The organism is Corynebacterium sp., from assembly GCF_012837295.1.
In the GTDB taxonomy this organism is placed as follows: Bacteria; Actinomycetota; Actinomycetes; order Mycobacteriales; family Mycobacteriaceae; genus Corynebacterium.
Window position 1 is genome coordinate 1 of sequence record NZ_DURI01000237.1, and the last position, 11,567, is coordinate 11,567.

Consider the following 11,567-nt stretch of genomic DNA (forward strand, 5'->3'; position numbering starts at 1 on the left):
CCCGCCCGCAGCTCGGGGCCCGCAAATCGTGCGCCGGCGCCCCGAATCCGACGCTGGTCGTGGACGTTAGTTGCACAGCGCAGCCACACGATTTTGCGTCCTGGGGTTATACCGTCGTTCACCCGGCGTGTGGCTGCGTAGTGCAAATTCGAGGCCTCCACGCCGGGTATGCCCGCCGGGATTCGATGCGGGCGGGCACAAAATGGGGGCGATCTGCTGCCGGCGGGGCGTCGTCAAGCGAACCGGCACGGAAGTTACAAGCCGTTAACGGCGCGGACAACGGCCCCCGCCCGCCAAAGGCCTAGAATGCCCCCATGACCAAGAGCAGCAAACCCCGCCGCATGAGCCCCCGGTCGCGCCTGGCGACGGCCGCGGCCAAGGCGGCGACGTGGGCGTCGCGGCGCACCGGCCGCGGCTCCGGCGGAATGATCGGCGGGCTCATCGCCCAAAAGCTCGACCCCCGCATCCTGGGACAATTGGGCGGCGGGCGGCCGGCGGCGATCATCACCGGCACGAACGGCAAGTCCACCACCACCCGCATGCTGGCCGCCGCGATGCGCGCCGCCGGCGACCGCGTGGCCACCAACGAGGGCGGCGACAACATGGACGCGGGCGTCATCTCGGCGCTGATGGCGTCGCCGGACGCGGACACGCTGGTCCTGGAGGTCGATGAGCTGCACGTCGCGCACATCTCCGCGGACCTGAAGCCGCGGGTGCTGGTGCTGCTGAACCTGTCGCGGGATCAGCTGGATCGGGTGGGCGAGATCAACAAGATCGAGCGGTCGCTGCGCGATGCGGTGAACGCGAATCCGCAGGCGACGGTCATCGCGAACTGCGATGATCCGCTGATCGCCTCGGCCGCGTGGGACGCGGAGAACGTCGTGTGGGTCTCCGCCGGCGGCGGCTGGACCAACGATGCGACGAGCTGCCCGCGCACGGGCGGGCCCATCATCCGCGACGGCGACGACTGGTACGCGGTCAAGGAGCTTCCGGGTGGCGGTGCTTTCCGACGGCCCACCGCCGCATGGGCGATCTCCCCGGAGGGCATTTCGACCCCGTATGGGACGACGATTCCGCTGGATCTGACGCTGCCGGGCGACGCTAATCGCGGCAACGCGACGCTGGCCACCGCGGCCGCCGTGGAGCTGGGCGCGGAGGCCGTCGTCGCGGCGGCCGCCACCGAGGGCGTGGACAACGTCGCGGGCCGCTACTCCACCATGAAGGTCGGCGACCACGAGGTGCGCATGCTGCTGGCGAAGAATCCCGCCGGCTGGCAGGAGGCGCTGTCGATGGTGGACCGCGACGCGGATGGCGTGGTCATCGCGGTCAACGGCCACGTCGCCGACGGCGAGGACCTGTCGTGGCTGTGGGACGTGGTGTTCGAGAACTTCGGCGGCCTGTCCGTGAAGGCGTCGGGCGAGCGCGGCACGGATCTGGCGGTGCGCCTGCTGTACGCGGGCATCGAGCACGAGCTGCTGCACGATCCGATGGAGGCCATCGCCGCGTGCCCGCCGGGCCGCGTGGAAGTGCTGGCGAACTACACGGCGTTCCGCGATCTGAAGAAGGCCATCGAGCGAGACGCCGGCGCCAACGCCGGTGCGGCAAAGGACGAGCGAGGCACCAATGACTGACCTGAACATCGGCCTGATCCTCCCGGACGTGCTGGGCACGTACGGCGATGACGGCAATGCGCTGGTGCTGCGCGAGCGCGCCCGCCGCCGCGGTCTGGACGCCACGATCACGCCCATCAAGCTCGGCGAGGCGGTGCCCGAGGGCCTGGACATTTACGCCATCGGCGGCGGCGAGGACGTCGCGCAGACCATCGCCGTCGAACACCTGGCCAAGGATGGCGGCCTCGCGCGCGCGGCTGCGGCGGGCCGCCCGATTCTGGCGATCTGCGCCGGTTTCCAGGTCCTCGGCGAGTCGTTCCGCGCGGGCGGCAAGGAGGTCGCGGGCCTCGGGCTGCTCGATTGCGTCACCACGTCGCTGCAGACCAGGGCCATCGGCGAGATCCGCACGGCACCGCTTTCCGACGAGCTGACCGCCACCTTGACGGGCTTCGAAAACCACATGGGCCTGACCACGCTCGGCGCGGACGCCCGCCCCCTGGGCCGGGTCATCCGCGGCGTGGGCAACGAGGGCCCCGAGCGCCAGCCCGAACCGGGTCGCGCGCCGGATCCGGTGCGCGCGGGCGATGGGGTGCGGGAGGGCGTCGTCAAGCAGGAGCTCGCCGAGACCCCGACCGGCGGCGCGGAAGGCGCGGTGCAGGGCAGCGTCGTGGCCACCTACCTGCATGGGCCGGTGCTGGCGCGCAATCCCGAGCTGGCGGATCTGCTGCTGGCGCGGGCGATGGGCGTGGACGTCGCGTCGCTCGAGCCGCTGGATCTGCCCGTCATCGGGCGGCTGCGCGCCGAGCGGATCGCGTCGAAGCCGCGGCCGAAGAGCGAGCGGTAGCGGTATCCACCGGTCCGGGTCATACGTGGGTATGACCCGGCCTTCGCCGTGAAATCGGCCCGCGGTCCGACGTTGCGCAGGCGCCCGGATGATTGCGTGGAAGGCATGCAAAACTCCTCCGCGCCCGACGTGCGCGCCCCCGAAAACACAGCCGCCGATACCGGGGGCTCCCGGCTTTCCCCGCTCTCCCCGACCGCGTCGCATTCGCCCGGCGGCCGACGCATCGGTTCCCTCGACGCGATGCGCGGGTTCGCGCTGTGCGGCATCGCCTTCGTCAACGTGCCGTCGATCTGGAAGCTGATGATCGACCCCTCCCTCGGCCCCAACCACGTCCGCGACCTGCTGGACATGTTCGTGCAGCAGCGGTTCTTCCCCATCTTCTCGCTGCTGTTCGGCATCGGTTTCGGCCTGATGTGGGTGGCCGCCCGCACCCGCGCCGCCCGCCCGCGCGTGGTCATGTTGCGCCGCTTCGCTTTCCTGTTCGTCCTCGGTGTGGGGCATTTCTTCCTGCACCCGGGCGAGGCGCTGATGCCCTACGCGTTCTTCGCGATCCTCGTCCTGCTGCCCACGACGTTCCTGCCTCCGCGCTGGCAGCCTCCGGTCGCCGCGGTCGCGGGCGCGGTGCTGCTGGGCGTGGCGCTGGCGTTCGACGGCGGCATGATCACCATCCCCGGCCTGTTCCTGCTCGGCTTCGCGCTGGCGCTTTACGACGTCCCGCGCATCCTCGACGGCAACGTCAAACTGAATGCGATCATCCTGATCATCGCGGCGCGGCTCGCGTCGGTCGCCCTGTGGTAGCAGAACATGGACCCGATGGCCGCCGGGTTCTCGGCGTCCAGCGCGGTGGCCGGTGCGACGATGGCCGTGACGTACATGGCGCTGCTCGGCTTCCTCATGTCCACTCCGCTGCGCCGCGCGGTGCTGGCGGTGTTCGCCCCGATGGGCCGGATGTCGCTGACCAACTACATCGGCGCGACGCTGCTGTTCTGGGCCGTCAAGGACGCGCTGCCGCTGTTCGGCGTCGTCGACGATTCCACCGCGTCGTGGTCGGCGGCGATGGGCGTCGTCGCCGGGATCCTGGTGGTGCAGTGGATGTTCTCCGTCGCATGGCAGACGTTCTTCCGCCAGGGGCCGCTCGAGTGGCTGTGGCGCAAGGCGACGTGGGCGGGGGCCAAGCCCGCCTGATCCCGCGGCGGCCGGGATTCGGCAAGCGCGCCACACGCCCCGTAGCGCGATCGGAGCCGTCGGGGAAGGCACGGATACGCCTCAATCCCGCTGAGAGCCACACAGCGCGCGGCTACATTTCCGCTGGTCATGGCGATGTTCGAACCAGCTTTTCGTCGGCCTACGCCCACCAATTCAACAACGCCCCGATCTCCTCCCCGACGTGACCGCAGATCGGGTCGGCGTTGAAGAATTGGGGCCGGAAATCTTCAACTACGCCCCGATCTGTCCGGACTTTTCCCGGCAGATCGGGGCGTTGTTGAATTCTGGGTCCGCCCTCGCCAACTCACGAGGGGCGACACGGCCGGTTCCCCGGAGACCGATGGCCTATGGTCGAGGCACCGGGGTGTGCGGCGGCGGGAGCTGCCGCGGGCTAATCTTTTCCGGTGCAATCGATCATTTCCGGCTTCCTGGTGTCGATTTCGCTGATCGCGGCGATCGGCGCCCAGAACGCCATGGTGCTGCGCCACGGCATCGCCCGCAGCCATGTCGCCGCCGTCGCGGTGTTCTGCATCGTCTCCGATGCGCTCCTCATGTCGCTGGGCACGGCCGGATTCGGCGCTGCACTGCAGGCCAACCCCCGGATCCTCACGGCGGTGACGCTGCTCGGCATCGCGTTCCTGGTGGTCTACGGCCTGATGTCGCTTCGCTCCGCGTGGCGATCGGCGCAGCTGACGAAGCCCCGCCGCCCCGCCCGGGTCGCCGGCGGCTCCGCAACCGGTGGGGCACCCGCCGACGACGGCGTCCACTCCTCGGCCGAAAGCACCGATGACCAGGCACTGCACGCCACGGGCACGGTGGCGAAGACGCTGACCGGGGCCATCGCCGGCATCGCCGCGGTGACGTGGCTGAACCCCCACGCCTACCTGGACACCGTCGTACTCGTCGGATCGGTGGCGGTATCGTACGGCGAGCAGCGCTGGTGGTTCACGGCGGGCGCGATCCTCGCCTCCGCGGTGTGGTTCGGCACGCTCGCCGCGGGCGCGCGGGCGTTCAGCCGGCGCCTGGCTCGTCCCGCCACGTGGACGATCATCGACGCGCTGACCGGACTGGTCATGATAGGCATCGCCATCAAGCTCGCCCTCGGACTCGCATGAATCGTGGCGTCGACGACGTCAGATTTGACCTCACACTGCATAAATGACGGAAACCGGCTGCCGCGGCAGCCGTCGTAAAGCGAAAATGAGACCAAGCACTCACCCCACGGCGCGCCACTTGTCATGACCAGTCGTACAATGGAGGGCATGAACTCTCCCGCCGACCCCGGCGCGGCGCCAGGTTCGGCGGACGATTCCGCGACCGGCGCATCCGCCGAAGACCGCACTCTGGCGCTGCTGTCGCGCCACAGCATCGAACACGGCCCGACGCCCAAGCACGCGCAGCTCAAGGCGATCCTCACCGAGGTCTGCCACGACGACCTGCGCCCCGGCGACTCGCTGCCCAGCGAACGCGTCCTCGAAGAAGTCTTCGGCGTCAGCCGCATCACCGTCCGCCGCGCCATCAGCGACATGGTCGCCGACGGCACCGTCGAAAGCTTCCGCGGCAAGGGCACCTTCGTGGCCAAACGCCCGCTGCGCTCCGACCTGCACCTGGCCAGCTTCACCGCCGAAATGAAGCAAAAGGGGGCCGAGCCGTCGGCGATGATCCTCGTCTCCGAAAAGGCGCGGCCGCCCGAGTCGATCGCCGAATTCCTCGGCGATGGGCCGCACCTGCATCTGACGCGCGTTCGGCTCGGCGACGGCCTGCCGTACTCCGTCGATGACGCCTGGTACAGCGCGATCTACGCCCCCGACCTGCTGGATCGAGCGGTGCACAAGTCCGTGTATTCGATCCTGACGTCGGATTACAACCTGCCCATCGACGAGGCCGAGCAGGTGTGCACCGCAGCGGCGGCCACCGCGGACATCGGCCGCGCGCTGGGCATCGACGCCGGCCAGCCCGTCCTGCGCATCCGCCGGCAGTCGCTCAGCCACGGCCGACCGGTGGAGGTCTGCACCTCGACGTACCGGCCGGACCGCTACACCCTGCGCATGCACCTTCGCGACGCCGGCCGGTAGCCGCATCGGCCGCAGCCGGTAGCCGCTCAGAGCAGGAAGAGCGGATCCCCCGGCGCCACCGACGTGCCCGGCTCGAGCACGTCGTGGATGTCCTCGGCGACGGATTCCATGATCACCACCGGGCACACCGGGTCGAACCCCGCGGCGCGAATGACGGATACGTCGGCGGTGATGAGCACGTCGCCGACCTCCACGCGATCCTTCTCCTCGGCGAGGACCTCGAACCCCTCCCCCTTCATGCGCACCGTGTCGATGCCGACGTGAACGAGCACGCCGCGCCCCTCCGGCGTCATGATCACCAGCGCATGCGGCATGATCCGCATGATCTTCCCCGCCACGGGAGCGGCGACGTCGATGACGCCGTCCCCCGACGGCACGACGGCCAGGCCGGCGCCGACCATGCCGGAGGCGAAGACCTCGTCGGGCACCTCGGCCAGCGAGGCCGCGGTGCCGGCGATGGGCGAGCAGACCGCGGTCACAGGAGATCCCCGATGTCCTCCGCGATCAGCTCCGCCTCGGGGCCAACCACGACCTGGACCACGTCGCCGGATCCGACGACGCCCATGGCCCCGGCGCGGGTCAGCACGTCCTTGTCCACCAGCGACGGGTCGTTGACCACGGTGCGCAGGCGGGTGATGCAGCCTTCGATCTCGTCGATGTTGCCTGCGCCGCCGAGCCCGGCGACGATCTCGTCGATGTTGATCCTGGCCATGGTGTTCCTCCTGGGTATGGGCGGACCTCCCGGTGCCGGGTGCGCGGCGGCCACCGCCGTCCGCGACCGTTCGACTCCGCGGCCCACGCGGCTGTCGTGCGTCGGCCCCCACGGTACCGATCCCGGCGGCCCCTTTGGGGAGAATGTGACAAAGTTGTCATGGCCGGTCATTACCAGTGCGATACACTGGCGGGGACTACACCTCCGCACGATCCTCCACCGCAGGTCAGCGGCCCCGGGCCACGAGCGAAAGGCACGCACATGTCTTCCACCGACAACGAACCCGTCGCAAAGCCGAAGAAGAAGTCGGCCGCGATGAAGAACCTGCAGAAGCTCGGCCGCAGCCTCATGCTGCCCATCGCCGTCCTGCCCGCCGCGGCGCTGCTGCTGCGCCTGGGCCAGGACGACATGCTCGGGCGCTGGGAGAACATCACGGTGCTCGACTGGCTCGCGGCGATCTTCGCGGCCGGCGGCGGGGCGCTGTTCGACAACCTGCCGCTGCTCTTCGCCGTCGGCGTGGCCATCGGCTGGGCGAAGAAGGCCGACGGCTCCACCGCGCTGGCCGCCGTCGTCGGCTACCTGGTGCTCACCGGCGTGTTCGACGCCCTGTCGCCGATGGTGCTCGAAGGCGAGGTCGACCAGAACGGCGACCAGCTGATGATCAACTACGGCGTCCTCGCCGGCCTGATCATGGGCCTGGTCGCCGCGATGCTGTGGCAGCGCTACCACCGCACGCGCCTGCCGGAGTACCTGGGCTTCTTCAACGGCCGCCGGTTCGTGCCCATCGTCGTGGGCTTCGCGGCGGTGCTCATCGCCATCCCGATGGTGCTGGTCTACCCGTGGTTCAACCAGGGGCTGACGTGGTTCGGCGACGTGATCTCGGAGAATTCGGTCGGCGGCGGCTTCGTCTACGGCACGGTCAATCGCCTGCTCATCCCGATCGGCCTGCACCACCTGCTCAACTTCGTGCCGTGGTTCATGCTCGGTTCCTACGAGGGCGACGCCGGCGTCGTGCACGGCGACATCGCCCGCTTCCTCGCCGGCGATCCGACGGCGGGCGCGTTCATGACCGGCTTCTTCCCCATCATGATGTTCGCCCTGCCCGCCGCCGCGCTGGCGATGTACCACACGGCGCGCCCCGCCCAGAAGAAGGTGACCGGCGGCGCGATGGTGTCGCTGGCGCTGACCGCCTTCCTCACCGGCATCACGGAGCCGCTGGAGTTCGCGTTCATGTTCCTCGCGTGGCCGCTGTACGTGGCGCACGCGGTGCTCACGGGCTCCTCGCTGGCGGTGATGAACCTCGTCGGAGCCCGCGACGGCTTCGGATTCTCCGCCGGCGCGATCGACTTCGTGTTGAATTTGGGCATCGCCGAAAAGCCGTGGGCGATCGTGGTCGCCGGCCTGGTCTACGCGGCGATCTACTACGTGATCTTCCGCGTCATGATCGTCAAGCTCGACCTCAAGACCCCCGGCCGTGACCCCGAGCTCGACCCCGCGCCGGAGGCCACGACCACGGGCGACGCCGATCCCGATCCGGCGTCCATCCACCGCCGCCGCACGCAGCAGGACGCGGACCGCGCGGTCGTCAGCGAGAAGGACGCGGGTCCGGAATCCGGTCCCGGAAAGAAGTAGCGCCATGCCCTCGCTTTACGACGGCCACGTCATCGGCCGAGCGGCCACCCCTCAGGGTCTGCTGCCGGACACCTACATCGCGTGGTCCGGCGGGGTGATCACCGAGGTGCGCCCGGCCCGCGACGAGGATCGGGCCCACGCCGGAAACGGGCACGCCGCCCCCGACGATCGAGGCGGTGACGGGGACGGCGGGACGTCGTCAAGCAGCGATCCGCTGATCCTGCCCGGCTTCGTCGACGTCCACGACCACGGCGCGCTGGGCCACGGCTTCCCGACCTCCGATGCGGAGGGGTGCGCCGTCGCCGCCGCCCATCACCGCAGGTGGGGCACCACGACGCTGCTCGCGTCGACCGTCTCCGCGCTGCCGCCGGACCTGGCGCGGCAGGTGGCGGTGCTCGCCGACGTCGCCGACGACGGGCACGTCGACGGCATCCACCTGGAGGGGCCGTTCATCAACGCCTGCCGCTGCGGCGCCCAGGACCCCCACGCCATCGTGCCCGGCGACCCGGCCGCCCTGGAGACGATCCTCGATTCCGGCCGCGGCCACGTCCGCGCCATCACCCTGGCCCCGGAGACCGAGCGCCTCGACGACCTGCTGCGCGTCTGCGCCGACCACGGCCTCGTCGCGTCCTTCGGGCACACCGACGCCGACTTCGACGCCACCGCCCGCGCCATCCGCGCCGCCGGCGACCTCGGGCTGACCGCCACCGCCACGCACCTGTTCAACGCCATGCCGCCCGTCCACCACCGCGACCCCGGTGCCGCCGCCGCATTGTTGGCCGCCGCCGCCCGCGGCGAGGCGATCGTCGAACTCATCGCAGATGGTGTCCACCTTTCCGACGCCATGGTCGACCTCGTCATCGCCACCGCCGGCGCCGACGGCGTCACGCTGGTCTCCGACGCCATGGCCGCCGCCGGCATGCCCGACGGCGACTACGTCCTGGGCACCCTGCCCGTCCTCGTCCGCGACGGCGTCGCCCGCCTCAAGGCCGACGACGGCGGCGACGGCGGCGGCGAAGACAGCACCATCGCCGGCGGCACGTCCACCGTCCACGACCAGGCCGTGCGCATGCTCTCCCGCGGAATCGACCCCGCGGCCGTCGCCCGCATGTCCGCCACGACCGGGGCTCGCGTGGCGGGGTTCGCCGATCGGGGGGCCATAGCCGTCGGCAAGCGAGCTGATTTGATACTTTTCGACGACGCACCAAAAGCCACTCCCACCCCCGACGACGAAGAGGCCGCGACCCCGCCCACCGTCATCGCCGGGGGCGAGCGAAAGGAACGCTGACGTGGAGATCATCATCCTGGACACCGCCGAGGAAGTCGGCCTCCTCGCCGCCGACGTCATGGCCCGCTACGTCGCCCGCGGCGCCACCCTCGGCCTGGCCACCGGATCCACGCCCGTCGGCGCCTACCGCGAACTCGTCCGCCGCCACAAGGAGGAGGGGCTGTCCTTCGCGCAGTGCCGCGCGTTCCTGCTCGACGAGTACATCGGGCTCGGCCCCGACCACCCGCAGAGCTACCACGCCACCATCCGCCGCGAGCTGACCGCGCACATCGACATCGAGGACGCGCTGGTGCAGTCGCCCAACGGCCTCGACCCGCGGCACGCCCAGGACTACGACCGCGCCATCACCGCCGCCGGCGGCATCGACGTGCAACTCCTCGGCGTGGGCACCGACGGGCACATCGGATTCAACGAGCCCGGCAGCTCGCTCGCGTCCGGCACCCGCGTGAAGACCCTCCACCCGCGCACCATCGAGGACAACGCCCGGTTCTTCGACTCCATCGACGACGTCCCCCACCACGTGGTCACGCAGGGGCTCGCCACCATCGGGCGGGCGCGGCACCTGCTGCTGCTGGCGACGGGCATCGTGAAGGCCGAGGCCGTCGAGGCCCTGTGCGAGGGGCCCGTTTCCGCCCTGTGCCCCGCGTCCGTGCTGCAGTACCACCCGCACGCCACGGTCATCGTCGACGCCGATGCCGCATCGCAGCTCGAGAACGCCGAGTACTACCGCTACGCCTACAAGTCGAAGCCGGAGTGGCAGGAGATCTAGCGGCGCGGGGTGGTGGGGTGGTGTCTGGGGTGTGGATTCGCCAGCCTCACCCACAGATAGACGTCCAGTGGACAGATAGATGTGGTTAACCACGTCTTTCTGTCCACTGGACGTCTTTTTGGCTTCGGTGCGGGAGCGCACGGCCGGAAGGTCGCCGCTTTCCGACGCCGCGCGCCGAGATCGTGCGGCCGGAACCGGGGCCGACGCGCTCACCGCCACCCGTCGCCGACCGCCGGAGCCGACCGCGCGCCGCGGCTAAATCGCCAGGCGGCCGGTCAATGCGCGGGAGAGGGTCAGCTCGTCGACGTACTCGAGGTCGCCACCCAACGGCATGCCGGACGCCAACCGCGTCACGGCCAGGCCGGGGAAATCGCGGAGCAGCCTCGCCAAGTAGGTCGACGTCGCCTCACCCTCCGTGTTGGGGTCGGTGGCGATGATGACCTCGGTGATCTCCGGCGCGGGAACGTTGCCGTCCGCGTCGATCACTCCGTTCGGCGAATCGTCGCCGGGGCCGAAACCGGGGGGCGCGGGGACGTCGGCAAGCACGCCGCCGATGCGCTGCAGGAGAGTGCGAATGTTGAGCTCGTTGGGCCCGATGCCGCCCAGCGGATCCAGCGCCCCGCCGAGAACGTGGTACCTGCCCTCGAATTCGCCGGTGCGCTCGATGGCCTGGATGTCGCGGGCTTCCTCGACGACGCAGATCAGCCCGCGATCGCGGCGCGTGTCGGCGCAGTAGCGGCACACCTCGTCGGCGGAAATGTTTCCGCAGACGCGGCAGAAGTGCACGCCGTCGCGCACCCGCGCCAGCGCCGACTGGAGGCGATCGACGTCCTCCGGGTCCACCTTCAGCAGGTGGAAGGCGATGCGCTGCGCGCTTTTCGGCCCGATGCCGGGCAGCCGCGCGAACTCATCGATGAGATCTTGCAGGGGTCCTTCGAACAATTTCGGTGCGCCGGCCCTAGAAGCCCAGGCCGGAGGGGCCGTCGCCGAGCGCGCCGAAGCCCTGCGACAGCGGGCCCATCTTTTCCTCGGCGAGCTGCTGCACCTTCTGGGTGGCGTCGCCGAACGCGCCGAGGATGAGGTCCTGCAGCCCGTCGACGTCCTCCGGGTCGACGACCTTCGGGTCCAGCGCGATGTCGACGACCTCGCCGGAGCCGCGCATGGTGACCTTGACCAGGCCATTGCCGGCCTCGCCGACGACGGAGGCGGCGACGATCTCGGCCTGCGCGGCCTCCAGCTGGGCCTGCATCTGCTGGGCCTGGGCGAGGATGGCGTTCATGTCGGGCTGGCTCATGGCATGTCCTTTTCGGGTTGGCGCCGGCCGCGTGTGGCCGGGCGTTGCAGGTCGGGCACTTGATCGTCGGCACTGCGGTTCGGCCGCGGTGCCCGGGCGGGCGTCGTGCGCCCACGTCGCCGCCGATTGTAGCGGCG

At 70.3% G+C, this 11,567-nt stretch carries 13 protein-coding genes; 9 read left to right on the forward strand and 4 right to left on the reverse strand.

Features of this window, described 5'->3' with window-relative positions; all coding sequences use genetic code 11:
• The first annotated feature begins 314 nt into the window (after nucleotides 1-314).
• The 6 genes from GX015_RS07755 (at nucleotide 315) to GX015_RS07780 (ending at nucleotide 5,735) form a co-directional block, all read left to right on the forward strand.
• Nucleotides 315-1,631, forward strand: a complete 1,317-nt coding sequence (locus tag GX015_RS07755) for a MurT ligase domain-containing protein (protein WP_291344126.1) — start codon at nucleotides 315-317, stop codon at nucleotides 1,629-1,631.
• Entirely contained in the window at nucleotides 1,624-2,454 is an 831-nt protein-coding gene (locus tag GX015_RS07760) for a glutamine amidotransferase (RefSeq protein WP_291344128.1), read from the forward strand. Before GX015_RS07755 ends, GX015_RS07760 begins: the two co-directional genes overlap by 8 nt.
• 105 nt (nucleotides 2,455-2,559) lie before the next feature.
• On the forward strand, nucleotides 2,560-3,252 hold the full coding sequence (locus GX015_RS07765; RefSeq protein ID WP_291344129.1) for a hypothetical protein: 693 nt from the start codon (nucleotides 2,560-2,562) through the stop codon (nucleotides 3,250-3,252).
• A 15-nt stretch (nucleotides 3,253-3,267) separates the two neighbouring features.
• Nucleotides 3,268-3,639, forward strand: a complete 372-nt coding sequence (locus tag GX015_RS07770) for a DUF418 domain-containing protein (RefSeq protein ID WP_291344131.1) — start codon at nucleotides 3,268-3,270, stop codon at nucleotides 3,637-3,639.
• A gap of 425 nt (nucleotides 3,640-4,064) precedes the next feature.
• Nucleotides 4,065-4,775: a LysE/ArgO family amino acid transporter gene (locus tag GX015_RS07775; RefSeq protein WP_291344132.1), complete on the forward strand. Its 711-nt coding sequence runs from the start codon at nucleotides 4,065-4,067 to the stop codon at nucleotides 4,773-4,775.
• A gap of 147 nt (nucleotides 4,776-4,922) precedes the next feature.
• Nucleotides 4,923-5,735, forward strand: coding sequence for a GntR family transcriptional regulator (locus GX015_RS07780; protein WP_291344134.1), 813 nt, complete (start codon nucleotides 4,923-4,925; stop codon nucleotides 5,733-5,735).
• Between the two features lie 26 nt (nucleotides 5,736-5,761).
• On the opposite strand, the gene GX015_RS07785 is transcribed toward GX015_RS07780, so the two are convergent.
• Both GX015_RS07785 and GX015_RS07790 read right to left on the reverse strand, forming a co-directional pair.
• The gene (locus tag GX015_RS07785) at nucleotides 5,762-6,214 is read right to left on the reverse strand and encodes a PTS glucose transporter subunit IIA (protein ID WP_291344135.1); all 453 of its coding nucleotides are present in this window, start codon (nucleotides 6,212-6,214) and stop codon (nucleotides 5,762-5,764) included.
• Nucleotides 6,211-6,447 carry a PTS glucose/sucrose transporter subunit IIB gene (locus GX015_RS07790; protein WP_291344136.1) on the reverse strand — a complete coding sequence of 79 codons (237 nt, stop codon included), beginning with the start codon at nucleotides 6,445-6,447 and terminating at the stop codon, nucleotides 6,211-6,213. Before GX015_RS07790 ends, GX015_RS07785 begins: the two co-directional genes overlap by 4 nt.
• A gap of 315 nt (nucleotides 6,448-6,762) precedes the next feature.
• On the opposite strand from GX015_RS07790, the gene GX015_RS07795 reads away from it, so the two are divergent.
• Genes GX015_RS07795 through nagB form a run of 3 tightly spaced genes read left to right on the forward strand, consistent with a single transcriptional unit; the run spans nucleotide 6,763 to nucleotide 10,136 of the window.
• Nucleotides 6,763-8,079, forward strand: a complete 1,317-nt coding sequence (locus GX015_RS07795) for a PTS transporter subunit EIIC (RefSeq protein ID WP_291344143.1) — start codon at nucleotides 6,763-6,765, stop codon at nucleotides 8,077-8,079.
• 4 nt (nucleotides 8,080-8,083) lie between these two features.
• Nucleotides 8,084-9,367 carry an amidohydrolase family protein gene (locus GX015_RS07800; RefSeq protein WP_291344137.1) on the forward strand — a complete coding sequence of 428 codons (1,284 nt, stop codon included), beginning with the start codon at nucleotides 8,084-8,086 and terminating at the stop codon, nucleotides 9,365-9,367.
• A gap of 1 nt (nucleotide 9,368) precedes the next feature.
• Nucleotides 9,369-10,136, forward strand: a complete 768-nt coding sequence (gene nagB, locus GX015_RS07805) for a glucosamine-6-phosphate deaminase (protein ID WP_291344138.1) — start codon at nucleotides 9,369-9,371, stop codon at nucleotides 10,134-10,136.
• Nucleotides 10,137-10,391: 255 nt separating this feature from the next.
• On the opposite strand, the gene recR is transcribed toward nagB, so the two are convergent.
• A complete protein-coding gene (gene recR, locus GX015_RS07810; protein WP_291344139.1) occupies nucleotides 10,392-11,078 on the reverse strand; it encodes a recombination mediator RecR in 687 nt (228 codons plus the stop codon).
• A gap of 16 nt (nucleotides 11,079-11,094) precedes the next feature.
• Nucleotides 11,095-11,430, reverse strand: coding sequence for a YbaB/EbfC family nucleoid-associated protein (locus GX015_RS07815; RefSeq protein WP_291344141.1), 336 nt, complete (start codon nucleotides 11,428-11,430; stop codon nucleotides 11,095-11,097).
• Between the last annotated feature and the right edge of the window lie 137 nt (nucleotides 11,431-11,567).